Source organism: Streptomyces sp. NBC_01224, from assembly GCF_036002945.1.
In the GTDB taxonomy this organism is placed as follows: domain Bacteria; phylum Actinomycetota; class Actinomycetes; order Streptomycetales; family Streptomycetaceae; genus Streptomyces.
The window spans coordinates 4,924,952-4,949,752 of sequence record NZ_CP108529.1; the positions used below are offsets into that span (position 1 = coordinate 4,924,952).

The 24,801-nt window shown below is 69.9% G+C and carries 21 protein-coding genes and 1 pseudogene; 12 read left to right on the forward strand and 10 right to left on the reverse strand.

Annotated elements, in window-relative coordinates; all coding sequences use genetic code 11:
• Positions 1–6 precede the first annotated feature (6 nt).
• A complete protein-coding gene (locus OG609_RS22010) occupies positions 7–1,962 on the reverse strand; it encodes a hypothetical protein (RefSeq protein WP_327274386.1) in 1,956 nt (651 codons plus the stop codon).
• A gap of 51 nt (positions 1,963–2,013) precedes the next feature.
• On the reverse strand, positions 2,014–2,871 hold the full coding sequence (locus OG609_RS22015) for a diacylglycerol kinase (RefSeq protein WP_327274387.1): 858 nt from the start codon (positions 2,869–2,871) through the stop codon (positions 2,014–2,016).
• A 186-nt stretch (positions 2,872–3,057) separates the two neighbouring features.
• Between OG609_RS22015 and OG609_RS22020 the strand changes: the two genes are divergently transcribed.
• Positions 3,058–4,341: an adenylosuccinate synthase gene (locus OG609_RS22020; RefSeq protein WP_327274388.1), complete on the forward strand. Its 1,284-nt coding sequence runs from the start codon at positions 3,058–3,060 to the stop codon at positions 4,339–4,341.
• Between the two features lie 99 nt (positions 4,342–4,440).
• On the opposite strand, the pseudogene OG609_RS22025 reads toward OG609_RS22020, so the two are convergent.
• Together OG609_RS22025 and OG609_RS22030 are read right to left on the reverse strand one after the other, a co-directional pair.
• Positions 4,441–4,623, reverse strand: a pseudogene (locus tag OG609_RS22025) (phosphate ABC transporter substrate-binding protein); the annotation flags it as partial.
• A 130-nt stretch (positions 4,624–4,753) separates the two neighbouring features.
• Positions 4,754–5,575, reverse strand: a complete 822-nt coding sequence (locus OG609_RS22030; protein ID WP_327274389.1) for an SDR family oxidoreductase — start codon at positions 5,573–5,575, stop codon at positions 4,754–4,756.
• 113 nt (positions 5,576–5,688) lie between these two features.
• On the opposite strand from OG609_RS22030, the gene OG609_RS22035 reads away from it, so the two are divergent.
• Positions 5,689–6,282 carry a TetR/AcrR family transcriptional regulator gene (locus OG609_RS22035; protein WP_327274390.1) on the forward strand — a complete coding sequence of 198 codons (594 nt, stop codon included), beginning with the start codon at positions 5,689–5,691 and terminating at the stop codon, positions 6,280–6,282.
• 228 nt (positions 6,283–6,510) lie between these two features.
• Here OG609_RS22035 and OG609_RS22040 read toward each other — a convergent pair whose 3' ends face one another.
• A complete protein-coding gene (locus OG609_RS22040) occupies positions 6,511–7,989 on the reverse strand; it encodes a helix-turn-helix domain-containing protein (protein WP_327278134.1) in 1,479 nt (492 codons plus the stop codon).
• Between the two features lie 363 nt (positions 7,990–8,352).
• On the opposite strand from OG609_RS22040, the gene dnaN reads away from it, so the two are divergent.
• The gene (dnaN, locus tag OG609_RS22045) at positions 8,353–9,480 is read left to right on the forward strand and encodes a DNA polymerase III subunit beta (protein WP_327274391.1); all 1,128 of its coding nucleotides are present in this window, start codon (positions 8,353–8,355) and stop codon (positions 9,478–9,480) included.
• 221 nt (positions 9,481–9,701) lie between these two features.
• Here dnaN and OG609_RS22050 read toward each other — a convergent pair whose 3' ends face one another.
• From OG609_RS22050 to OG609_RS22060, 3 genes are all read right to left on the reverse strand, one after another.
• Positions 9,702–11,693 (reverse strand): Ig-like domain repeat protein, encoded by a 1,992-nt coding sequence (locus OG609_RS22050; RefSeq protein ID WP_327274392.1) that lies wholly within the window; start codon positions 11,691–11,693, stop codon positions 9,702–9,704.
• 142 nt (positions 11,694–11,835) lie between these two features.
• Positions 11,836–12,072 carry a DUF397 domain-containing protein gene (locus tag OG609_RS22055; RefSeq protein ID WP_327274393.1) on the reverse strand — a complete coding sequence of 79 codons (237 nt, stop codon included), beginning with the start codon at positions 12,070–12,072 and terminating at the stop codon, positions 11,836–11,838.
• Positions 12,069–12,905 carry a helix-turn-helix domain-containing protein gene (locus OG609_RS22060; protein ID WP_327274394.1) on the reverse strand — a complete coding sequence of 279 codons (837 nt, stop codon included), beginning with the start codon at positions 12,903–12,905 and terminating at the stop codon, positions 12,069–12,071. Before OG609_RS22060 ends, OG609_RS22055 begins: the two co-directional genes overlap by 4 nt.
• Before the next feature lie 175 nt (positions 12,906–13,080).
• Here OG609_RS22060 and OG609_RS22065 point away from each other — a divergent pair, with 175 nt between their 5' ends.
• Complete coding sequence (locus OG609_RS22065) at positions 13,081–13,467, forward strand: hypothetical protein (RefSeq protein ID WP_327278135.1); 387 nt, start codon at positions 13,081–13,083, stop codon at positions 13,465–13,467.
• Here the strand turns inward: OG609_RS22065 and OG609_RS22070 are convergent, their stop codons facing one another.
• Positions 13,468–15,330 carry a serine/threonine-protein kinase gene (locus OG609_RS22070; RefSeq protein WP_327274395.1) on the reverse strand — a complete coding sequence of 621 codons (1,863 nt, stop codon included), beginning with the start codon at positions 15,328–15,330 and terminating at the stop codon, positions 13,468–13,470.
• A gap of 304 nt (positions 15,331–15,634) precedes the next feature.
• Here OG609_RS22070 and OG609_RS22075 point away from each other — a divergent pair, with 304 nt between their 5' ends.
• The 3 genes from OG609_RS22075 (at position 15,635) to OG609_RS22085 (ending at position 18,710) form a co-directional block, all read left to right on the forward strand.
• Positions 15,635–17,008: an aspartate aminotransferase family protein gene (locus OG609_RS22075; RefSeq protein ID WP_327274396.1), complete on the forward strand. Its 1,374-nt coding sequence runs from the start codon at positions 15,635–15,637 to the stop codon at positions 17,006–17,008.
• Between the two features lie 106 nt (positions 17,009–17,114).
• Complete coding sequence (locus tag OG609_RS22080; protein WP_327274397.1) at positions 17,115–17,888, forward strand: GntR family transcriptional regulator; 774 nt, start codon at positions 17,115–17,117, stop codon at positions 17,886–17,888.
• Between the two features lie 171 nt (positions 17,889–18,059).
• Positions 18,060–18,710: a hypothetical protein gene (locus OG609_RS22085; RefSeq protein WP_327278136.1), complete on the forward strand. Its 651-nt coding sequence runs from the start codon at positions 18,060–18,062 to the stop codon at positions 18,708–18,710.
• 72 nt (positions 18,711–18,782) lie between these two features.
• Here the strand turns inward: OG609_RS22085 and OG609_RS22090 are convergent, their stop codons facing one another.
• Positions 18,783–19,559: an SLATT domain-containing protein gene (locus OG609_RS22090; RefSeq protein WP_327274398.1), complete on the reverse strand. Its 777-nt coding sequence runs from the start codon at positions 19,557–19,559 to the stop codon at positions 18,783–18,785.
• 356 nt (positions 19,560–19,915) lie between these two features.
• Between OG609_RS22090 and OG609_RS22095 the strand changes: the two genes are divergently transcribed.
• The 5 genes from OG609_RS22095 to OG609_RS22115 all read left to right on the forward strand — a co-directional run bounded on the left by OG609_RS22095 (position 19,916) and on the right by OG609_RS22115 (position 24,495).
• Complete coding sequence (locus tag OG609_RS22095; protein ID WP_150489003.1) at positions 19,916–20,251, forward strand: YbaB/EbfC family nucleoid-associated protein; 336 nt, start codon at positions 19,916–19,918, stop codon at positions 20,249–20,251.
• A gap of 83 nt (positions 20,252–20,334) precedes the next feature.
• Positions 20,335–20,934, forward strand: a complete 600-nt coding sequence (recR, locus tag OG609_RS22100; protein ID WP_093899342.1) for a recombination mediator RecR — start codon at positions 20,335–20,337, stop codon at positions 20,932–20,934.
• A gap of 113 nt (positions 20,935–21,047) precedes the next feature.
• Positions 21,048–21,707 carry a DUF5063 domain-containing protein gene (locus OG609_RS22105; protein ID WP_327274399.1) on the forward strand — a complete coding sequence of 220 codons (660 nt, stop codon included), beginning with the start codon at positions 21,048–21,050 and terminating at the stop codon, positions 21,705–21,707.
• A gap of 455 nt (positions 21,708–22,162) precedes the next feature.
• Positions 22,163–23,434, forward strand: coding sequence for an aspartate kinase (locus OG609_RS22110; protein WP_266360279.1), 1,272 nt, complete (start codon positions 22,163–22,165; stop codon positions 23,432–23,434).
• Positions 23,431–24,495, forward strand: a complete 1,065-nt coding sequence (locus OG609_RS22115) for an aspartate-semialdehyde dehydrogenase (RefSeq protein WP_327274400.1) — start codon at positions 23,431–23,433, stop codon at positions 24,493–24,495. Before OG609_RS22110 ends, OG609_RS22115 begins: the two co-directional genes overlap by 4 nt.
• The last annotated feature ends 306 nt before the right edge of the window (positions 24,496–24,801 follow it).

Genomic DNA, 24,801 nt, shown 5'->3' on the forward strand with positions numbered 1-24,801 from the left:
CGCCCGTCACACCGGACCGGGCACCATGTCCGCCAGGGATTCCAGGGCGCCGGGGTCGGACGGATCGACGTTCCGGTACGGGTCCGCCGGCCAGTACGGGCGGCCTTCGATCCACGCGACGACCAACGGCTTCCCGTCGAGCCACCCTCGCAGTTCGACTGTGCCGGTGGGTGCGGGCAGTCCTGCCCAGGGGTATTTGTCCGGCCCCGGCGGCAGGAGCCGCAGCAGGCCCTCCGGCGGAGTGTCCTCGCCGGCCTCGCCGCTCTTGCCGGGTATTTCGACGGATCCTGCGGTCTGCTTCTCGCTGAACGCTTCGCCCGTCCCCTCACCGACGCCCTCGGCCGGGAAGAGCACGAGCAGCGGCCCATCAGCCGCACCGGACCCGGCGTACAGCAGGGCGTACCGCCGGACCCGGGGTTCCGGAGCGACCACGGCACGGGCCAGCCGGCGCGCGGCCGGGACGCCCGAGCCGATCGCCTGCCAGGTCATGAGCAGCCCGAAGACCGCACTCAGCGCGGCGGCCCCCTGCGCCACCGCCGGGACCTCGTCGGAGTCCGGAACCCAGGACAGCGCAGCGATGACACCCGAATAGCCCAGCGAGAACACAGGCGCCCCGACTCCGGCGATGCGTCGCAGCGCCGGCACCCGCCACCAACGCACCTCCTGCCCCACCCGCACGTCGCCGATTGCCTGCGGTTTCACGGGGTCGGGGCCGCGCAGTCGGCTCTGCCGTTCCGCCACGGCGGCGTACGCGACGTAGGTGCCTGCCGAGGGCTCCCTGTGCGGCCGCCCGTCACGCCCCGCTGCCGCCGACGGACGGCCCGGCAGCGGGTGCCGCGGCACCCGCTCCGCCCGCCGTCTCCTGATCCGCACGACAAACCGCCCCGCGCCGCCTACGGCCCCGGCCGCGACGAGCGCCAGCCCGCCGACCCCGACGATGTCCATGGCGGCGAAGGCCGAGGTGCCGCGCAGCTCCGAGTCGTACAGATCGCCCTTGAAGGGTGGGTACGAGACGACGAAACCGCTCTCGTAGCCCTCGACCGAGCCGCGGTAAGGGGCGCAGTGGAAGAGCCCCGTGCGTTTGCGCCCGTCGAACGGATCGGTCCACCGGACCACACAGCGGCCGTCACTGCGCTCACCGATCACTGTCAGGTCGACCAGCGGATCGTGGTCGGACGCCTCGGACCAGCCGGTGGCGAGCGCCACCAGGAGGCAGCCGACGAAGAGCACCCAGCGGAAGATGCCCCGCCACCAGGGGCGCCGCGTCCGTACCCCGCTTTCCGTTGCAGGGGCTGCCGAATCCGCGCTCTCGCCGCTCGTGCCGTGCACGGTGATCTGTGGCTGGCTCGGGAGAGGGCGCGCTTGCGCGCCGACGACCTGCGGACGGGCCGCGACCGAGCGGGCCCGACGGCCTCGTACCGGCTTGGCCCAGATCAGTTCCGTACCGCCCGGTGGAGCCAGCACACCCCCCGTGCGGGCATCGCCGCACCACCACAGCACCCCGCCAGGTCCGTTCAGCAGTTGGAAGCGCCACTGAGCGGTGGACGGTGCCAGGGGAAGCAGCTCACCCGGTCCCGGCCCGCTCAGCACCACGACGGCTCCGCTCGTCCCGCTCTGCAGCGTGACCGAGGTATGGGCCACCCACGGTCCGGCACCGAGCACACGGCGCATACGCCGGGCCCGGGACCTCACAACAACCCCGCCCAGCAGCAGCGCCCCGCCGAATCCGCCGAGCGTCGGAAGCGGGGACCACCCGCTGACGAACACCGCGATGATCACGGTCGAGCACACAACCGCCGCGCCGCCACCGAACCAGCGCCGGACCGAGGCCCGGTACCGCTCCAGCGCCTCCGCCGTCTCCGGCAGATCGAGCGCGACGGGCGTCGCTCCCACGGCCCCCGGAGCGGGCACCGCCGCTCCCGCGCCGGTGCCCGCTCCCGGTCTGTCCGCATCGTCCGACATACCCCGCCCCCCACCCCTACCGCCCCGCGCCGGAGGCTCCCCGCCCGGAGGCTACCCCTCGCCCACCGGCAGCATCAGCCCCCAGGCCCCCGCCCGTACCGTCCAGGTCCTCGTCCGGACCGGGCCGCCGACCTGTATGTCCGCGCGGTAGCGGAAGTCCGCGCCCGAGACAGTGACGGCCTTCGCCTCCGCCGTGACCGGTTCGGACGCAGGGGTGCGGATCACGACCTCCGCGAGGCCCCCGTCGCCGCCCTGCGAGGTCACCGTCACCGACTCGACCGGGCGGTCCAGATCATTCAGCAGGACGCCGTCCGCCTCGACCCGCAGCCGGTGCGTGCGCGGCGGGGCGGGAGGCGCCGGCGGGGTGGGGTGCACCAGAGTGCGGACCAGGGTGCGGCAGGTGTCCCAGACCGCCGTGACCCCCGTATGGGCGGCCACCGCGCCCGGCAGAGTGCTCAGGGCCGGGATGTGCAGCGCGCCCAGGACGATGCCGTCGCTGTCGTCGACCAGCAGGTCGAGCCTGCGCACGGCGCCGTCCAGCGCGGTGCGCGCCGCCGCCACCGCGCCCAGGGGCACGCCGAGCGAATGGGCGAGTTCCAGCGCGGCCGCGGCGCCGACCGGGATCAGCGAGAGCGCGGCCTGGGCCGGCTCCCGCTCCCGGTGCAGCAGCGAAACAGCCCGCCGCAGCGCCCGGTCGTCGCCGACCACAACCGGCCGCCGACTGCCCCGGCGGGACAAGGCCCGCGCGAACTCCTCTGGCCCGTCGGGCAGACAGATCTTGGCGTGCGAACCGGCGCTGAGCACGTCCTTCGCGATACGGACGGACTCGCCGTCGGTCCGGCGGGCTACCGGGTCGATGACCACCAGCAGCTGGTGCGCACCGTCGCCGGGGGGCTGGGCAGCCGACACCTCGGTCCTTCCTCGGGTAGCATCTTGGTGCAAGAGCCCCTTGCGCTATTGCGCCAGGGGCTTCGTCTATTCCGGGGCACCCGGTTCGACGGTTCAGGCCTTGTCGTACATCGTCGTACGGCATGTACGACGTTTACGTACGCCCCCTGACCTTGGACATGCCCCGCCCGGAAGGGGTGTACGCCTGTGCCCGCACTTGTGCTGCTCGGTGCTCAGTGGGGTGACGAGGGCAAGGGAAAGGCCACCGACCTCCTCGGTGGATCCGTGGACTATGTGGTGCGCTACCAAGGCGGCAACAATGCCGGCCACACGGTGGTCGTCGGTGACCAGAAGTACGCACTTCATCTCCTCCCCTCCGGAATCCTTTCGCCGGGGTGTACCCCGGTCATCGGAAACGGTGTCGTCGTCGACCCGGCCGTCCTGCTCTCCGAGCTGAGTGGGCTGAACGATCGCGGCGTGGACACGTCCAAGCTGCTGATCAGCGGTAATGCCCATTTGATCACCCCGTACAACGTCACGGTCGACAAGGTGACGGAACGGTTCCTCGGCAAGCGCAAGATCGGTACGACCGGTCGGGGTATCGGCCCGACGTACGCCGACAAGATCAACCGTGTGGGCATCCGCGTCCAGGACCTCTACGACGAGTCGATCCTGGAGCAGAAGGTCGAAGCGGCCCTGGAGCAGAAGAACCAGCTCCTCGCCAAGGTCTTCAACCGCCGTGCCATCGAGTCGGGCAAGATCGTCGAGGAGATGCTCCAGTACGCGGAGCAGATCAAGCCGTACGTCGCCGACACGACGCTGGTCCTGAACAACGCCATCGACGCGGGCAAGGTCGTCCTCTTCGAGGGCGGTCAGGGCACGCTGCTCGACGTCGACCACGGCACGTACCCCTTCGTCACCTCGTCGAACCCGACCGCGGGCGGCGCCTGCACCGGTTCCGGCGTGGGCCCGACGAAGATCAGCCGGGTCATCGGCATCCTCAAGGCGTACACCACCCGCGTCGGCGCCGGCCCGTTCCCGACGGAGCTGCTCGACGAGGACGGCGAGGCGCTGCGCCGGATCGGTGGCGAGCGCGGTGTCACCACCGGCCGCGATCGTCGCTGCGGCTGGTTCGACGCGGTGATCGCGCGGTACGCGACCCGGGTCAACGGCCTCACCGACTTCTTCCTCACCAAGCTGGACGTGCTGACCGGCTGGGAGCAGATCCCGGTGTGCGTCGCGTACGAGATCGACGGCAGGCGCGTCGAGGAGCTCCCGTACAGCCAGACCGACTTCCACCACGCGAAGCCGGTCTACGAGATGCTGCCGGGCTGGTCCGAGGACATCACGAAGGCCAAGACCTTCGCTGATCTGCCGAAGAACGCGCAGGCGTACGTGAAGACGCTGGAGGAGATGTCCGGCGCCCCGATCTCCGCGATCGGTGTCGGCCCCGGCCGCACCGAGACCATCGAGATCAACTCCTTCCTGTAGGAGTTTCCGCAGGAGCGGCGAACCTGTAGGAGTTTCCGCAGGAGCGGCGAACGCGCCAGGAGGGCCGGGACGGTGCGTCCCGGCCCTCCTGGCGTCCTGTCAGTCCTCGCCGCGGACCCGCAGCCCCTTCGGCGTCGTGCACGGCAGATGACCGTGCGCACGGATCACGTCCTGGCCGTTCCCCCGGCTCAGACAGCCCAGGAAACTGGAGGCCGGCGAGTCGGCGGGCGGCCGGCCGTAGGCGTTGGCGTACTCGATCTCCCGGTACGGGTACGCCCGGGTCGCCACGTACGAGCGGATCACCGGCATCCGCGGCACGCCGCCGGGCTCCCGGCTGTACTGCTGACGGCCGGATGCCGCGGCGCCGTGGACGACTTGGGCCTGCCCGGCCCGGTGGTGCGGTCCGGAGTGCTCAGCGGAAGGCCGCGGCATTGCGTTCGGCCCACGCGGCGAAGGTGCCCGCCGTCCGGTTCAGGACGCGCTCGGCATCGGGGCTCACCCGCTGCTCCTCCTCGGTGGGTTCGCCCAGGATGGCCAGCGTGCCCTCGACCACGGGAAGCGGCATGAACCGCGCCATCAGCGTGTGGGCCTCCTCGCGGGTCTGCTCGGTGAACCGCACCGGTTCGCCCAGCGCGGCCGCGATCGCCGCCGCCCGCTCGCGCGGGGTGGTCGGCGCGGGACCGGTCAGGGTGTACGTGGCACCCGCGTGAGCGTCCTCGCGCAGGACGGCGGCGGCGACCGCGGCCACGTCGGCCGGGTCGATGAAGGGCAGACCGACGTCACCGAACGGTGCTGCGGCCTCCCGCCTGGTACGGATCGACTCGGCCCACGCGAGGGCATTGGTGTCCATCCCGCCCGACCGCAGGACCGTCCAGTCGAGCCCGGACTCCCGTACGGCCGTCTCGAACAGAAGGGGATGCCGGTACGCCTCGGGGCGGGTTCCCGCACCCTGCGAGGACAGCAGCACCACCTTGCGCACCCCGGCGGTTTTCGCCACCTCGAGAATGCCGTGCGGGTCGTCGCCCGCCACCAGCAGGAACAGCGCCTGCGCCCCGTCGAACGCGGCCCGCAGACCGGCCGGCTCGGCCAGGTCGGCAGCCGTCGCCCGAACCCCCGGCGGCACATCGGCGTCGGTGATGTGCCGGGCCACGGCCGTCACCGGCACCCGGGCATCGGTAAGCATCTGCACCAGCGCCCGCCCGACGTTCCCGGTCGCACCTGTCACCACGATCATGCCGGTCTCCCTCGTTGAGAATGAGTCGGTGAGTCGAGTTAGTTAGTCGGCTCACTTACTTCGTTGGCGAGACGCTAGCACAGTCGGACCGGTCGCTGTCTATAGTTAGTCGGGTGACTGACTCAATGGATTCCCGGCGCCCTCGGGCGAAGGCCGCCGACAAGCGGCAGCGGCTGATGGCGGCCGCCGCCCGGGTCCTGCACGAGCAGGGCGTGGAACGCACGACCATCGCGGACATCGCCCAGGCCGCCGACGTCCCGGCGGGCAACGTGTACTACTACTTCAAGACCAAGGGCGAGCTGGTCGAGGCCGCCCTCTCCGAACACACCAGGCACCTGGAAGCCCTCACCGGCCGCCTCGATCAGCTCGCCGATCCGCGCGAACGCCTGAAGGGCCTCGTGGATGCGTGGGTCGGGCAGCGCGACACCGCGGCCCGCTACGGCTGCCCCACCGGCACCCTCGCCGTCGAACTCGACAAGCGCGCCGAGGGCGGTCTCGATCTGTCGGTGGGCCAGGTCATCCGCCGGCTGCTGGGCTGGGTGGAGCAGCAGTTCCGTGAGATGGGGGTGGCCGACCCCGAGGGTCTCTCGGTTACGTTCGTCGGCGCCTACCAGGGCATGTCGCTGCTCTCCAGCGCTCTGCGCGATCCGGAGATCATGACCCGCGAGGGTGCCCGCCTCGTCGGCTGGCTCGACACGTTGACCTGACGCGGCCGGCCGGGCCCAGGTGCCGCCGGCCGCTGAACCGGCCGACCGGTCCGACGTTTCGCATGCCGGACGGGCCCGAAGGTTTTACCTTCGGGCCCGTCCGTGTTGCGGCGCGTGATCCGGATGAATTCCTTCCGGAATTCCTCCTGTTGAGAGCGGGTCCGGCGGCGCGAATGTGTTGCGGGCCCGCCCGTGGACGCTCCTTCGGTGCGCGCCCGCCGTTCCGGTTCACCGGACGGCGTCCGCTCCCGCGACGTCCAGGGCCCGGAAGGCCAGCCACAGGTCGTAACGGGCACTCGGCGTCTGCAGCAGCGAGCGCTGAAGAATCGACTCAAGCCGCGCGAGGCGTTTTCGGGCCCCTGGCACCGAAATGCCCAACGCGGCGGCCATCGGACCAAGGTGGGCCTCGCACTCCAGCCAGGTACGGAGCGTTGCCCGAGGGTCGGCGGCGGGCCGGGAAGAGCGGGACGCGATGAGCGGGCGCAGCTGCTGGGCCGCCCATTCCTGGACGGCCGGGCCACGCAGGATGTCGTCCAGCCGGTGGGGCGGCCCAGGCGTTACCCCGGCCGGGCCGACCGCCCGGGGCACGGTGGGCGTGGCGCGGATACGCAGGGCCAGGTCGAGGGCGGCCTGGTCGGCGACCCGGTTCAGGTCGAGGCCGAGCAGCTCGCCGATCAGCCGGAGCCGTGCGGCCAGCGTGTTCCGGTGGATCTTCAGATGCTGGGTCGCGTGCGAGGAGAACGCGAGCCAGGAGGAGAGGGTTGCCACGAGCTCCTGGCTGCCCGGGTCATGGCTGCGCCGCGGCAGATGTGTGAGCAACGGGTTCAGCAGCGCATCCGCCCACTGAGCGCCGGCCGCACCGACGACCAGGGCGGCCTCCGGCGCCGAGCCGAAGCGGGCATGCCGGGCGGGCAGCCCGCGGGCCACGGCCAGGGCATGGAACGCCTGGCGGTATCCGGTCGCCGTGTCGGACAGCGGTACATCCTCGCTCGCCCCCACGGCACACTCGTCCACCACGTCGGCGACCCGGATACCGAGCTGCTGTTCGGCCGCGTCCGGGCCCGCCGGCACGACGAGGATCAGATGGCGTGCGTACACCGGACACCGCACGATCCAGGACCGGCCGCCGGAGAGTTTCGCGCAGATCCGTGCCACCTCGTCCCGGCGCCCGCCCGGGCACTCCACGACGCACACCCGGACGGGGTCGGGCAGCGTGGGCTTCAGAGCACCCGCCACCTGATGCGCGATGGACAGCTGGCCGGTCATGAGCAGATGCAGCACCGCTTCCCGGCTGCGGGACTCCGCGAGGTCCACGCGGCGGCGCTTGCGTTCCACGGTCTCCGCGGCCCAGCACATGGCGAGGGGCAACGCCACGTCGGAGAGAAGCGTGACGAGTCCGTCCGGCAGCGGGCTCGGTGCGACGACGGCCAGGACCGGGGGAGAGACGCTCGGCGGGCCGTCCAGCGGGAACAGCAACGCGGTGTGCGGTCCCCTGTCGAACGAGAAGGAGTGTGCGCCGAGTGACGCCAGTTCTCTCACGCCCTCGGTGGCCAGCGCGGCGGCCTCGACGCCCGTACGGTCCGGCGTCCGGGTCACGCCGTGCAGAACGGTGCCGTCACCGTCGAGCAGTCCGGCCCAGCCCTCCGCCCGGCCGGCCACCCAGCGCAGGAGCTCCTGCGATCCGCCGGATCGGGCCAGCCGGTACATCCGCAGTACGTCGTCGGCCCGTTCCCGCGCGTGCACGCGTCCTCCGCTTCTGTGTCCCTGTGTTTTTGCGCTCATGCCAAAAAAACCGGAGTGCAGCGTACCGGTTTGGCTGTGCGGACTGATACCTCTGGCGGCCCACACAGTGCGAACTGAATCTTTCTGTCGCGTACCCGAAGTCCTAGAGTCCGAACACGGTTGCGGGGTCCTTCGGGGGAGGGGCACGGGGACGACGGCCGCGGCTCACGGGGGTGGCCGCTGTCGTCGGCCGCGACCGTCTTCTTCTGCTCCCGTTGTCAGTGGTGGCCCCTAGTGTCGGCTCACGATCACGACCACGATCAGAGACGACCGGGAGAGGCCGCCGCCATGGAGTTCCGCATTGAGCGCAGCGCACTGACCGATGCCGTGGCCTGGGCGGCCCGGGTGCTGCCCACGCGCTCGCCCGTTCCCGTGCTGGGCGGGCTGCTGTTGGAGGCTTCCGACGGACGGCTGCGTATCTCGGGCCTCGATTACGAGGCGTCCGCGTGCATCGAGGTGGAGGCGGAGACCGTACGGGCCGGGAAGGTGCTGGTCATGGGCCGCCGGCTGCTCGATGTCTGCCGGGTGCTGCCCGAGGGGGCGGTGCAGTGCGCGGTCGAGGGTTCACGGTTCTCGCTGACGAGTGACAGTGCCCGGTTCGGACTCTCGGTGCTGCCGTTCGACGACTATCCGGCGCTGCCGTCGCTGCCGGAGGTGCTCGGTGCGGTGGACGCGGAGGAGTTCGCCGCGGCCGTCGCCCATGTGACGGTGGCGGCGGGCCGGGACGACACGCTGCCGACCCTGACCGGTATCCGGCTGGCGCTCGACGGCGACACGATGACGCTCGCCGCCACGGACCGCTACCGGTTCGCGGTACGCACGCTCCTCTGGAAGCCCGGGAAGGACGGCGTCTTTGCCGATGTCGTGGTCTCCGCCCGCAGGCTGACCGAGATCGCCCGCTCCTTCGGCCGGGCCGGAATGGTCCAACTCGCACTGGACGGTGGTTCGGCCGGTTTCGAACTGGCCGGGATGCGCACCACGGTGCGTCTGCTCGACGGCCGACTGCCGCGCCACGACAAGCTGTTCGCCATGGTGGACCCCGTCTCTGCGGTGACGGACCGGGCACCCCTGGTCGAGGCCGTCAAGCGCGTCGCCGTGGTCGCGGAGGGCGGCAGCCCGCTCCAACTGACGTTCTGCGGTGACTCGGTGCTGCTGCAGGCGGGTTACGAGGACGACATCGCCTCCCAGCGTCTGCCTGCCGTCCTCGACGGCACCGATGAACTGACGGTCGCCTTCAACCCCTCGTACCTGATGGACGCCCTGGCCTCGTTCGACGCACCAGTGGTCCGGTTCGACCTGATGGGCCCCGGCCAGCGCGCGATGGTCACCGGTCGGTCGTCCCGGGAGGACGCGGCCGACGATGCATCGCACCCCGCTCACCAGCACCTGCTGATGTCGGCGAGGCCGCTGATCTAGGACGCGCTGTCGGCGGTGGGTGCCGGACGTGCCGTGGCCGATGGGCGGTCGGTGGCTGTTTCAAGCATCTCGGGCTCGTTCAGGGTGCGCAGAAGAACCCAGCCGAGGGCGGGCAGCGCGATCAGCGGTGCGAGGGCGGTCTGCGCCCTGACAGGGGTGCGGGGCCGGGCGATCCGCCCGGCCCCGCACCCTTCCCGCTCGCTCGTCCACCTGCCTGCCGGTTACTTCGTGAAGATGAAGTACTTCCAGGAGCCGTTGGTGTTCGAGTTCACGGAGTCGCCCGAGGTGCCGTTCACGTACGAGGCACGGACGCGCATCCGGTAGCCCGTGTCATGGGTGCCGGTGAGCGTCACGATGGACTTGCCGTTGGTGCCGAGCTTGAAGTACTGCGAGCCCGCGTCGTACCACGTGCCCTGGTAGTAGAACTGCAGGGACAGCTTGTGGGACCGGTTCTTGTAGTAGCTCATCGTCGTCGTGAAGACCGGGTTGGTCTTCTTGTGGAAGTACGCGTACGACGTGGAGCCGATCTTGGCCGTCTTGTACTGCTTGGAGATGGAGGTCGAGACCCTCACCTTGGCGTACGCCGTGGACGTGACCGTCTTGGACGCGTACCGGCCGTCACCCTTGAAGACGGCGGTGACGGTGGTGTCCCGGGTCATGGCGACCGTGGTGGACAGATCGCCCTTGGAGTTGACCTTGCCGGTCTTCACCAGCTTCTTGGGCTTGTCCGGACCGAACGGGTCCACCCAGAGCTCGACGGTGCGGTTCTTGTACGTCTTGCCGAGGTGCGCGGTGAACGACACCTTGGCGCCGTAGGAGTACAGCGCCTTGTTGTGGTTCAGGGTCAGCGAGGTGGCCGCCCGGGAGACGGCGACCTTGTCGGAACCCGACGCCGCGGAGTGGGTGGCGTCGCCCGCGTACGACACCTTGTAGGTGACCTGGCCGCCCGCGGTCGGGGTGTCGGTGAAGGAGAAGCTGCCGTCCGACTTCAGCGTCACCGCGGGAAGTGTCTTGCCCTTGGGCGACTCGATGTCGGTGCGCGTCACCGTGGCCCTGGCGCCCGCCGGGAACGCGCCCTCGGACTTCACCCGGCCGGTGACGGTGAGCTTCTTGCCGCGCTCCGACTTCGCCGGGGCGTTGACCGTGACGGTGGTCGCGGACTTGACGGCGTCGGTGAGCACCCGCAGCGAGCGGACGCCGTTGTCGTTCACGGTGACGGCGAACAGACGGCTGGTGTCCGGCGCCCAGGCCAGGCCCGCGTCCTCCAGGGTGTCCGAGCCGCTGCTGTTCCCGGTGTTGGGGAAGTCGTACGTCCGGACCGGCTTGCTGGTGACACCAGGCTTGTAGACGTACACGTCCGGGTCGTACCAGGCGAACGATCCGGCGGCGACCATGCCGTTCGGAGCGATGTCGACCGCATTGGGGTACGAGGTGGACGGATACGCGATCCCCGGCGTGAGGTCCGTCGCGCTGTACGCCTGGTGAAGGTACGGAGCGGCGCTGGCCACCACGACCTGCTTGCCGTCCGGCGTCAGCGCGAGGTCGCGCAGATTGCCCCCGTCCGTGGACCGGAAAGCGGTGCGTGTGGCCGTGCCCGAGGACACGTCGTACATGGCCAGATAGGTCGGACTCTGGGTCTCGATACCGGCGGCCAGCGTGTCCGGCGCACCGGGCGTCGATGCCAGGGTCGGGGCCGCGTACCAGGTGCCGTTCGTCTCGTGGTCCAGGGTGACGACCGGCTCGGCGCCGGACAGGTCGAGCGAACCGATGTGGCCCGAACCGCCCCCGCCGTACCCGAACCAGAGCTTCCCGCCCGCCAGCGCCGGGAACTTCGGGTCGGTGCCGGTGCCGGTCGCGTACCGCGCGGACTCCTTGAGAGCCGCCGTGTCGATCGTCACGATGGCGTCGACGCCCGGCACGGCCGCGTACAACGTGCCTGAGTCGGCGGAGAGTTCGAGACCGGTCACGCCCGGCAGGGACGAGATCGTGGCGACGACCGAGCCGTTGTAGTCGGCGACGAGGACCTTGCCGCCGGTCGGGTCACTGATGAAGACCCGCTGGTGCACACCGTCCGCGACGATGTCGCCGACCGATGCGGCGGGAAGGATCTTGCTGGAGTCGGCAGCGGCCGGATTCGCCGCACCGCCGACCAGAACCACGGAACTGAAGAGGACCGCGAGCGAGGTCGCGGCCGAGATTCTGCGCGTACGCAAAATGATGTCTACCCCCACGGTAAGAGGGCCGCGTGGCACCCGAAGATGAGAAAGGGGTGCGGCCCAGGAACGCAGGGTATGGCATGGCGTCCACATCTCGTACACATTTGCGGGGCCGGGGCGTCCCCGACCCCGCCAACCGTCAGTTCGCCCAGGTGAGGAACGTCGACCAGGCGTCAGGGGCGACCGCGAAGGTGGGCCCCTCGGGCACCTTGGAGTCCCGGACGTGGACGGCGTGGGGGCAGGTGGCGACCTCGATGCAGTCACCGCCGTTGGCCGCGCTGTACGAGGACTTGTGCCAGTCGAAGGCGACCTCGATGCAGTCGCCGCCGTTGGCGGCGCTGTAGCTGGACTTGAACCAACGGAGTGCGTTGCTCATTGCTGATCTCCTGCCAACCGCTCGATGAGGTCCAGCGATTTACGAGGACCCAGGGCCTGTGCCCGGATCTTCGCACAGCGCTGGGCATACTTGCTTACCTTTGCCGGGTCGCTGAGCAGCCAGCTTTCCTCCTGCACTTCCAGGTAGGCGAGGTGCTGGTGGTCCGGGGTCTCCAGCACGTTCAAGCTGCCGTGTCCTCCGGCGTACTCGCCACCTGGGCCGGGGTCCAAGGGCAGCACCTGAAGCGTGACATTGCGACGCCGGGCGCACTCGGCGAGGTACAGCATCTGCTCCCTCATGATCTGCTTGTCGCCGAATACTCGGGTGAGCACGGACTCCTCCAGGACCAGCTCGATGAGCGCCACCGGATCCCGTTCGAAGAGCGCCTTGCGAGCCAGCCGCGCTTCGACGAGTTCCTCCACTCGTGCGTCGGGAAGCGGAGGGTATCCGCCGCCGATCAGCGCACGAGCGTATGCCGCCGTCTGGAATAGGCCGTGGACGAAGTCCATCGCGTACAGCTCGATTCTTACTGCCGTCTGCTCCAAGGGCACATAGTTCTTGAACTCATCCGGATACTTCTCCATCCGGATGTACTTCCGCGCTGCCTCGAAGATGCCGGTGCTGTCACCGAGCGCCCGCTCCAACGCCGCCAACATGTCGTCACTCGCGGGCTGCGCGCAGGTCTCCATCGCGCTGACAGCCGCCGCCGAGTAGCCGATTTCCGCGCCCAGCTGTTCCTGGGTCAACTTCCTTTTGGTGCGCATCGTGCGGGCCACCTCGGACACCATCTGCGCCGTCGGACTCGCCGTTTCCTTGTTTTCCGCTCGCGCCATTGCGATCCCTTTTCGACTCAACCGGTCTCAACCGGTCACTACCCGGCCCCGCTGAACTCAACTGAGGTTCAGGGGAGTTCGCGCAGGTCAACGGGTGTGCGACGCCCCTCGTCAGTCAAGGGAAACGCTAGCCGTCCGGGGACAGACTGGTCCCGTGAATGCGCCGAAAAGTGAACTGAAACTTGAATGGATTCCGGCTTCCGGATTTCAACTCCGCAAGGCGGGCGTGCAATTCGACGCCGTGCGCGTGGACGGCGACGAAGGGAGGCGGATCGCCTTCTTGATGGAGGCGATCACCGGCGGCGAGCCGGGGCCCGTCGTCACCGAGGCGAACGGGCGGCGGGCGGTTTACTTCCTGGTTCCGGCCGGAAGCACCTTGAGCAAGTCCTGGCCGGCCGGGGCGACTCCGTTGAACGCGGCGGTGGGCCGGATCAGTTACGTACCGATCCCCGCCCTGACCGGCCGCACATGGCCGCTGACGTGGTACTTCCCGCCGACCGCGCCGGACCGGTTCGTCCACACCCTGCTGCTGCTGAACGCGGCGTCCGCCCTGCTGGGCTGATCAGTCGGCCTTGGTATACGTGAGCTTCTCGCCGGTGTCCGTTTTCTCGCGGCGCAGAGAGCCGTCCGGGAGCAGGGTGAGCGTGGTGGGTTTGCCCGCGGTGCAGGACGTCATGGGTTCGCCGACGACGACCGTGGAGGGGCCGACCTCCACCGGGCCGCTCGGGGACGGTTCCGCGGTCAGGTCCGCCTGGAAGACGCAGTGGTAGGAGCCGCCACCGTCGAGCGGGCCGTCGGCGGTGAGGGTGAGGACGGTCTGGCCCACCGTGCCCTGCTCGACCACGAGTTCACGGGTGGAGTGGCCCGAGGGGTTGTCGATAGAGCCCGACCAGGTGCCCAGGTAGCCGGCGGGTATGGGGCCGTCGCTGTTCTTCTTCTCGTCGGAGGGGGAGGGATCCGCCTCCGGGGACGACGGATCGTCGGTGACGGGGGAGTCCGAGGCGGTGGGGGACGGGTTGGGCGTCGGCCCCGTGTCGCTCATGAGCGCGTAGACGGAGCCGCCCGCGCCGATGGCGACGAGCACGGCGATCGCGACGAGGGCGATCGTCGAACCTCTTCCGCGGCGGGCGGGTTCGGGGCCGGGCTGCGGGACGACGGGGTAGCCGGGGTCGTACGGGGGTGTGGCGCCGAAGCCGGGTTGTTGCTGCTGCGGATAGCCGTACCCGGCGTAGTTCTGCTGGGTGCCGAAGGCCTGGCCGGGGTGCGGCTGGGCGGGCGGCTGCGGATAGCCGTACGCGGGGGAGGGCGGCCCGTGGGGCGGGGCGGGCGCGGGGGCGGGTGTCGTCGGGGGGCCGGCCGTCGTGGGGGGCGTGTGGCCGGCGCCGGGCGTCTGCGGGGCGGGGCGGTCCGTGGGTGCTTCGGGCGCCGTGGGAGCTGGGGGCGCCGCGGGTATTGCCGGTGTCGCGTCCGCGGCCTCGGCAGTTTCCTCCGGGTCCTCGGAGTCCAGCAGTTCCACGGCGTGGCGGCCGAGTTGGGCGATGAGTGCGCCCGGGAGCCAGGGCTCCGTCGTGTCGCCGTCGGCCAGGCGTTCCAGGATCGCGTCCGTCGTCGGGCGGGCGGCCGGTTCCTTGTGCAGGCAGTCCCTGACCAGTTCGACGAGGTCCACCGGGACGCCGGTCAGGTCCGGGTCCTCCTGCGCGATCCGGAACATCTGCGCGTGCGCGCCGCTGTCGGACGGCCCGAACGGAAGTCGGCCGGTCGACGCGTACGCCAGTACCGAGCCGAGACAGAACACGTCGCACGCCGGGGTCACCCGCTCGCCCCGCACCTGCTCGGGCGCCATGAAGCCGGGCGAACCGACCAGGGCCCCGGTGCGGGTGGGGCTGCCGCCTTCGGCGACGGTGTCGAGTGCCCGGGCTATACCGAAGTCGATGACGCGCGGTCCGTCGATCGTCAGCAGGATGTTGGAGGGCTTGGGGTCGCGGTGGATGAGTCCGGCGGCGTGGATGGCCTGGAGGGCGTGGGTGAGACCGGCACCCAGGATGTGGACCGAACGCTCGGGCAGGGGGCCGTACGCACCGGAAGCCGGTCCCACGGGGGCGCCCGCGCGGCCGGAGACGGTGGCCTGGAGGGAGGGCCCGGCGACGTATCCGGTCGCGACCCAGGGCACGGCGGCCTCGGTGTCGGCGTCCAGCACGGGGGCGGTCCAGGCGGAGCCGACCCGGCGGGCGGCGTGCACTTCCTGGCGGAAGCGGTCGCGGAACTCCTGCTGCTCGGCGAGCTCGCCGCGTACCAGCTTGATCGCCACGGTGCGGCCGCGGTCGGAGCGGGCCAGATAGACCTGGCCCATGCCGCCTGCGCCGAGTCGGCCCAGCAGGCGGTAGGCGCCGATGCGTTGTGGGTCGGTGGACCCGAGCCTTTCCATGGTGTGCGTCCTCCCCCGTGCGGCGATACGCCGGAACGCGTTGAGAATAGCGGCGCGCGCTGTGCCCCCGGCGGGCGTGGTTTTCAGGCCCGTCCGTCGGGCGCCCCCGGTCCTGCCTCCTGCTCTGTCCTCAATCGCCGGACGGTCCGGATTCCGTGCCCGTCACAGAGACGGCCACCGGACGGCCCTCGGTTCCCGCGCGTCCCCGGCCACCGCACCGACCCGACACCCTGCCGACCAAAGCGCCCCACGCCATACAAGGTGGCCATGTCGAGCCGCTCCCGGCGCGACCTACGCTCACCGCATGACCCCTCATGCCCCGCATGCCCCGCATGTCGACCCCGCTGCCGGTGCGGCCGTGAAGGCCGCCGACCGCGCGCACGTGTTCCACTCCTGGTCCGCCCAGGGCCTGATCGACCCGCTCGCCGTCGCCGGCGCCGAGGGGGCGTACTTCTGGGACTACGACGGCAACCGCTACCTGGACTTCACCAGCGGCCTCGTCTACACCAACATCGGCTACCAGCACCCCACCGTCGTCGCCGCGATCCAGGAGCAGGCGGGCAAGCTCGCCACGTTCGCCCCCGCGTTCGCGATCGAGGCGCGTTCCGAGGCCGCACGCCTCATCGCCGAGCGCACCCCCGGTGACCTGGACAAGATCTTCTTCACCAACGGCGGCGCGGAGGCCGTCGAGAACGCCGTCCGGATGGCCCGGCTGCACACCGGCCGTACGAAGGTGCTCTCCGCCTACCGCTCGTACCACGGCGCCACCTCCACCGCGATCAACCTGACCGGCGACCCGCGCCGCTGGCCGTCCGACAACGGCTCGGCGGGCGTCGTCCGCTTCTGGGCCCCGTTCCTCTACCGCTCGCCGTTCCACGCCGAGACCGAGGCCGAGGAGTGCGCCCGCGCGCTCCAGCACCTGGAGGACACCCTCGCCTTCGAGGGCCCCGCCACCATCGCCGCGATCATTCTGGAGACGATCCCCGGCACGGCGGGCATCATGACGCCGCCGCCCGGCTACCTCGCGGGCGTACGCGAGATCTGCGACCGGTACGGAATCGTCTTCATCCTCGACGAGGTGATGGCCGGCTTCGGGCGCACCGGCAAGTGGTTCGCCGCCGACCACTTCGACGTGGTGCCGGACCTGATGACGTTCGCCAAGGGCGTCAACTCCGGTTACGTACCGCTCGGCGGCGTCGCCATCTCCGCCGAGATCGCCGCCACCTTCGAGACCCGCCCCTACCCGGGCGGACTGACCTACTCCGGTCACCCGCTGGCCTGCGCCGCCGCTGTCGCCACCATTCATGTGATGGAGGACGAGAAGGTCATCGAGAACGCCGCCCACATCGGCGAGACGGTCCTCGGCCCCGGCCTGCGCGAGCTCGCCGAACGACACCCGTCGGTCGGGGAGGTCCGCGGCCTCGGCGCGTTCTGGGCGCTGGACCTGGTCCGAAACAAGGAGACCCGCGAGCCGCTGGTCCCGTACAACGCGGCGGGCGAGGCCAACGCGGCCATGGCGGCCTTCGGCGCGGCGGCGAAGAAGAACGGCCTGTGGCCCTTCATCAACATGAACCGCACCCATGCCGTTCCGGCCTGCAACGTCACCGAGGCCGAGGCCAAGGAGGGCCTCGCGGCTCTCGACACGGCGCTGTCGGTCGCGGACGAGTACACCGTGTAGCGGCGGGCCCGCGCAGCCCAGCAGTACGGCGCCCCTCCCCTGCCCGGATCCGGGCACGGCGGCCCTGGCTTAAGGTGACCCAAGCCGAAAAAGGGGAAGGGGCGCCATGGGCGCGAGCGGAGCTGTAACCCGCAGTACGCTGCGGCAGCAGATCGCGGACGCGCTGCGTGACGAAGTGCTTGCCGGGCGTTTGCAGCCGGGACGGGAGTTCACCGTCAAGCAGATCGCCGAGCAGTACGGAGTCTCGGCGACTCCGGTACGCGAGGCGCTCTTCGATCTCTCCGCGCAGGGCCTGCTCGAATCGGATCAGCACCGCGGTTTCCGGGTACGTGAGTTCACCGTCGCCGACTACCGGTCGATGGTCGAGGCCCGCGTCCTGGTCATGGACGGAGTCATCCGCGGCATCTTCCACGGGCCCACGCTGTCGTCCGCGCAGACGGCGAGGCACCCGGACTGCCTGGTCTCCGTGCGCCGCAGGGCCCAGGAGGCCGCACGGGCGGCGCAGGGTGGCGACCTCGACATCCTCATCGGCTACGACCTGCGTTTCTGGCGAGAACTGGGCGCGCTCGTGGGCAACACGTACATCAACGATTTCCTGCACCGGCTGCGTGTCCAGGCCTGGGTGTTCGCGGTGCCGTATCTGCGCCACGACGCGGGCGCCCGGGACTGGCTCTGGCACGGCCATCCGGAACTGGTCGCGGCGGTCACGCTCGGCAGCCACGACGCGGTGCGCGCGGTGATCGACGACTTCAACGCACACGCGCTGAACTGGGCGGACCGGCTCGCGGCCGGAAACCTCCCGCACCCGGGCCACGGCCCGCAACCGGCCGGGCAGGCACCGCCCCCCGGGTCGTCGGAGCTGGAGCCTCCGACGCGATGACCGCACGTCAGGAGCCATGGCCCCCACGCACCGACCATGTCGGCCGGGGCCACGGGCCACGACCGGCCCCTACCCGCAACCCTGGGCCACTGTGCGCGACGAGTCCGCCGCATTACGCTGTCCCGACCGTTGTGAATATTCCGATGCGCACCCGTGGGAGAGCGAGACTTCGTGGCCTGTGACCTGTGGCTGGTCCCCCTCGTCGATGTGCTGTGCCACAGCCCCGACAACCCGTTCGCCGAAGAGATAGCCGTCTACGACAAGGCACTGGGCGAGGCCGGACTGCCGCCCGTCCCCGTGTACGCCTACATGCCGGGCCTGACCGGCGAGGTCGCCCCGGTCGCGGGCTTCGACTACGACGCACTGCACTTCCTGCGCCGCGCCTATCTGCTCCAGCTCAGCGGTCTCGCCGTCACGCCCGTCGACGAACTGGGCGGGGACTACGAGCAGTTGCTGGAGATGTTCGAGGCGACGGCCCGGCAATCCCACCTGGTCTGGCACTACGACCATGCGGGGGCGTACGTTCCGCTGGACTTCGCCGTCCCGCTCTCCAACGACGACCTGCTGGAGGGCGGCGGCCCGCTCGGCTCCGCGCACGGGCTGCTGCGGGAGCTGGAGTTCGTCGCCTGGTCCATCGGCATCGACCCGGCGAACCCGCCGGCCGCCCCGCTGCCGCCCGCCGCACCGACCTCTCTGGAGGAGCCGGCGGGCCCGATTCCGTACGACGGCAGTCCGTTCGCCCGTGAGCGGCACGTCTGGCTGGGCCTGCACGCGGCGGCCACCCGCAGCCTCGCCCAAGGCTCCATGATCATCTTCAGCTGAAGCAGACAGCCGGGGCAGTTACCGGTACGGGTACCGGGGCGGCCACGCGCCTTCGGTGTCACCGCGGTGGGATCACCGGGGGGACTCCGGGGGCCGCTGCCGCGGCATGTTCGGCCGGGCCATCGTCTGCATCGGGAACCGTCCCGGCGGCGCCCCCTGGTCCGTACGGCCGCCGCCCCCGCTGCCCGACGACAGCGCCTGCATCCCCATCGGCGCGGGCCCGGCCCGGAACTCCACCATCCAGTCCGCGGTCTCGGTCCGTACGAGCTCCGTGATGTCCTCCGAGAACCGCCGCAGCACCCCCAGACACCGCTCGGCGGCCTCGCTGGCCGTCCCTTCGGTCGGGCCGAGCACCTCCCGTACGCACTCCGATGCCCAGTCGAACTGCAGCACCTGAAGGCGCCGCTGCACGGCCTGGGCGGTGGCGAGGTTTCTTATCCAGCCCGAGGTCAGGCCGAAGTACCGGTCGCAGGCCATGCAGGCGGCGCCCAGCAGCAGCGACAGATAGCCCCAGCCCGCCGCCCCGCCCAGCGCCCCGGTGAGATCGAGCAACGGCAGCGCGGCGCCCGCCACCGCCCCGGCCGCCGTACCGATCCGCAGCGCCCTGGCCCCGCGCCGCTTCCACACCCGGTCGCGCAGATACCAGCCGGCGGTGTGCAGCGCATCGGCCTCGACCCAGCGGTACAGCTCGTCGAGGCGTTCGGCGGGTTCGCCCCAGTCGCCGAGCGGGAACGGCGTGCCGGTCAGATCCCGGCCCCGCGCGTCCCGGCCGCGTGCGCCGGAGCCCGAGCCGGTCGAACCGGGCTCGTTGCGGGGCGGCCCTTCGGGCTGCATCTCCGGCTGACTCACCGGGGTACTCCTCTGCATTCTGCGTAGCGACGCCTGATGTGTGGCGGTGTGTTCGACGATGGGCTGATCACTGCTCTCAGGCGTGGCCGACTGTCCCGCGTACGTAACCTTGCGTGACGAGCGGTGTGCCCGTGTGTCCTGAGCGCATGCCCTTCCTACCGCCGAATGGTGGGCCGTGGGGTCGAAATCGCGGTATTCCCGGGTGTACAGGGTCTGTGATCAGGTATAGGAGTTTCGCCGACGTTGCCCGGAACTCACTCGAAAGAGTTGCTCGCCAGTGGGTGGGGCGCGCTGCGCGGTGACCACGTAGGCTCGGCGTACCGAAACATTTTGTCGTCGAATTGCCAGGAGTGACCGTGATTCCCGGTGGTGGTCAGCCCAATATGCAGCAGCTGCTGCAGCAGGCCCAGAAGATGCAGCAGGATCTCGCCGCGGCCCAGGAGGAATTGGCCAGGACCGAGGTCGACGGTCAGGCGGGTGGCGGTCTGGTGAAGGCGACCGTGACCGGCTCCGGCGAGCTCCGTGCTCTGGTGATCGACCCCAAGGCCGTCGACCCGGAGGACACCGAGACGCTCGCCGACCTCGTCGTCGCCGCAGTCCAGGCAGCGAACGAGAACGCGCAGCAGCTCCAGCAGCAGAAGCTGGGCCCGCTGGCCCAGGGTCTGGGCGGCATGCCGGGCCTCCCCTTCTGACGCTTCTGATCCTTCAGGTCTCTTCTGACCTGCGATCCGAACTCGTAAGTTGTATTCATAGCTCATTCCAGGAAGGCGTTCCGTTGTACGAAGGCGTGGTTCAGGACCTCATCGACGAGTTGGGCAGGCTGCCCGGCGTCGGTCCCAAGAGCGCGCAGCGGATCGCTTTCCACATCCTGCAGGCCGAGCCGACCGATGTACGCCGCCTTGCCCATGCCCTCCTGGAGGTCAAGGACAAGGTCCGGTTCTGTTCGGTCTGCGGCAATGTCGCCCAGCAGGAACAGTGCAACATCTGCCGCGACGCGCGCCGCGACCAGACGGTCATCTGTGTGGTCGAGGAGCCGAAGGATGTCGTCGCGATCGAGCGGACCCGTGAGTTCCGGGGCCGGTACCACGTGCTCGGCGGCGCGATCAGCCCGATCGAGGGCGTCGGCCCCGACGATCTGCGCATCCGCGAGCTGCTCGCCCGTCTCGCCGACGGCTCGATCACGGAGCTGATCCTGGCGACCGACCCCAACCTGGAGGGCGAGGCCACCGCGACGTACCTGGCGCGGATGGTCAAGCCGATGGGCCTGCGGGTCACCAGGCTGGCCAGCGGCCTGCCGGTGGGCGGCGACCTGGAGTACGCGGACGAGGTCACCCTGGGCCGCGCCTTCGAGGGGAGGCGCCTGCTCGATGTCTGATGCCTTCACGATGACGACGTCCGATGTTCTTGCATCGGCTCACGACGGCTTTACGTTCAGCGACGCTATGTTCTACTCACCGTTCGCGACCGTGCCCACGGGAGGTCCCCTCGATGTCTGACGCCACGCTGAACTCCGTCACGCAGGACCCGGACGACTTCGCCGTCCAGATCGCCGACCAGATCAAGACGTTCATCGTCGCGGTCACCGAGGTGTCCAAGGTCGAGGAGCCGGAGGAGGCCGTCCCCGTACTGCTGCTCCAGATCTCCCAGCTGCTGCTGGCGGGCGGCAGGCTCGGTGCGTACGAGGACATCGTCCCCGACGAGCGATACGAGCCGGATCTGGGCGCCGAGCCGGACGCCGACGGCCTGCGCGAGCGGTTCGCCGCCCTGCTGGAGCCGATCGACGTCTACTCCGAAGTCTTCGACCCGTACGAGCCCCGCAAGGCCCCGGTGCCGGCCCGTATCTCCGACGACCTGGCCGACCTGGTCACCGATCTGCGCCACGGTCTGGCCCACTACGAAGCGGACCGCACGACCGAGGCCCTGTGGTGGTGGCAGTTCTCCTACTTCTCCAACTGGGGCTCCACCGCGTCCGCCACTCTGCGCGCCCTCCAGTCCCTCATCGCCCACATCCGCCTCAACCAGCCCCTCCAGGAGCTGGACGGCCTGGACACGGACTCGGAGACCGCCGACGACGAGCTGGCCGAGGAGGCGGGCCGGGTGATGGCCGAGGAGATCGCGGGCCCGCTGGGGCTGCGGCCGGTGCAGTAACGCCCGGCGCCCATCCACCCTTCACAGCAACGTGGCACTCGACGTCCGAGTGTCACGTTGTCCGGTCTGTGGCAGCGCCACCGCGCGCGGGCGCGATCCGGACAACCACCCGCACAACCTCCGGCGGGAGCGGCTGGAACTCCTTTCGTCGGCTTCGCCGTCGCTCGCGGCTGAGTTGCCGCAGGGGCCTCCGAAGAGCGGACCGTAAGGTTCCGGTCCACGCTGGAGGTGGGTGGCTCATGAATCGTGGACCCGGCTCACCGTGCGTGTGGGCCAGGCCACATACGGGAGTAAGGGCCCGATCGGCGGGCAGCAGCCCCGTACGAGCAGTTCGGGGCGACACGCCGGTGATCACGTGCTGAGCGGGACATCTCACCATGTGATATCGGCGGGGCGTTTCCGGACTGCTCGTTAAACTGAGTCGACCGCAGTAATGGACTGAGCGAGGAGCGCACGTGGGCCTTGTCGTGCAGAAGTACGGAGGCTCCTCCGTAGCCGATGCCGAAGGCATCAAGCGCGTCGCCAAGCGAATCGTCGATGCCAAGAAGAACGGCAACCAGGTGGTTGTCGTGGTGTCAGCGATGGGCGACACGACGGACGAGTTGATCGATCTCGCCGAGCAGGTATCCCCGATCCCTGCCGGGCGTGAGTTCGACATGCTGCTGACCGCCGGAGAGCGGATCTCCATGGCCCTGCTGGCGATGGCGATCAAGAACCTGGGTCACGAGGCCCAGTCGTTCACAGGTAGCCAGGCAGGCGTCATCACCGACTCGGTCCACAACAAAGCGCGCATCATCGATGTGACGCCGGGCCGTATCCGTACGGCGCTGGACGAGGGGAACATCGCGATCGTCGCGGGGTTCCAGGGTGTGTCCCAGGACAAGAAGGACATCACCACCCTCGGCCGCGGCGGGTCCGACACCACCGCGGTCGCGCTCGCGGCCGCGCTGGATGCCGAGGTCTGTGAGATCTACACCGATGTGGACGGTGTCTTCACCGCCGACCCGCGGGTCGTGAAGAAGGCCCGGAAGATCGACTGGATCTCCTTCGAGGACATGCTGGAGCTGGCCGCGTCCGGCTCCAAGGTGCTGCTGCACCGGTGCGTGGAGTACGCACGCCGCTACAACATCCCGATCCACGTCCGCTCGTCCTTCTCCGGACTGCGCGGAACCTGGGTCAGCAACGAGCCGCAAGGGGACCAGAAGGTGGAGCACGCGATCATCTCCGGAGTCGCCCATGACGTCTCCGAGGCCAAGATCACCGTCGTCGGTGTGCCCGACAAGCCGGGCGAGGCCGCCGCGATCTTCCGCGCCATTGCGAACGCGGAAGTCAACATCGACATGGTGGTGCAGAACGTCTCCGCCGCGTCGACCGGTCTGACCGACATCTCGTTCACGCTGCCGAAGTCCGAGGGCCGCAAGGCCATCGACGCCCTGGAGCGCAACCGCGGCACCATCGGCTTCGAGTCGCTGCGCTACGACGACCAGATCGCGAAGATCTCCCTGGTCGGCGCCGGCATGAAGACCAACCCGGGTGTTACGGCGGGCTTCTTCGAGGCGCTGTCGGACGCCGGTGTGAACATCGAGCTCATCTCGACGTCCGAGATCCGTATCTCGGTGGTCACCCGCGCCGACGACGTCAACGAGGCCGTGCGCGCCGTGCACACCGCCTTCGGTCTCGACAGCGATTCCGACGAGGCCGTCGTCTACGGGGGCACCGGCCGATGACCGCCCGCCGTCCTTCGCTCGCGGTCGTCGGGGCGACCGGGGCGATCGGCGGAGTCATGCTCCAGATCCTTTCGCAGCACGCGGATGTCTGGGGCGAGGTGAAACTGATCGCCTCGCCGCGTTCGGCCGGCCGCAAGCTGGTCGTGCGCGGCGAGGAGAGCGAAGTCCTCGAACTCACCGAGGACGTCTTCGACGACGTCGACGTGGCGCTGTTCCTGGTGCCCGAGGCCGTCGCCGCGCAGTGGGCGCCGATCGCCGCCGCCAAGGGCACGGTCGTCATCGACGACTCCGCCGCGTTCCGGCTGGACCCGGACGTTCCGCTGGTCGTGCCCGAGATCAATCCGCATGCCGTGCGGATCAGGCCGCGCGGCATCGTCGCGAGCCCGAACTGCACGACACTCTCGCTGATCGTCGCGGTCGGCGCGCTGCACGCCGAATTCGGGGTACGGGAACTGGTCGTCTCCTCGTACCAGGCGGTGAGCGGGGCGGGCCGGGACGGTGTCGCGGCGCTGCGCGAACAACTGTCGATGGTGGCCGGTACGGAACTGGGCACGAAGCCCGGGGACGTGCGCCGGGCCCTGGGGGACACGGAAGGCAGCCCCTTTGCCGCGCCGGTGGCCCTCAATGTGGTGCCCTGGGCCGGGACCGAGGCCGGGGACGGCTGGTCGTCGGAGGAGCTGGCGATCCGCGAGGAGTGCCGCAAGGTCCTGGACCTGCCGAGCCTGCGGGTGGCGGCGACCTGTGTCTACGTACCCGTCATCGCGACGCACTCGATGTCCGTGCACGCACGGTTCGAGAACGAGATCGCGGTCGACCGGGCCCACGAGATCCTGGCGACGGCACCGGGCGTGGTGCTCTACGACAGCCCGGCGGCGGGGGACTTCCCGACACCGTCCGACGTCGTCGGCACCGATCCGACCTGGGTCGGACGGGTGCGCAGGTCGCTGGACGATCCCCGGGGCCTGGAACTGTTCGTCTGCGGCGACAACCTCCGCAAGGGAGCGGCGTTGAACGTGGCGCAGATCGCCGAATCGGTGGCTGCCGAATTTCCCCAGGTCTGATTCGAACCTGTTTTGTACTCTCTGTGAATGCCCTGTGAGCAAGTTGAAGGTCTGAACCTCTTGAGCTGGGGTGTCGGGGTATCCGACGATGACCTTTCGGCCTGGTGCAACCGTCGGCTGGAGAGCACGCGTCTATGCGGTCACCTCTTGCGCGGCGGGGCGCATATTCGGGGCATTTGTGGAAGAGCAGGTACGTATGAGGGCATGTCGCACTGCGACGAACGCGGTGCCGCGCGCGTACAACCCTGACGGGGGGAAACGTGTCCAACTGGCGTGGCAGAGGTTCTCGATATCACAGTGGTGGGC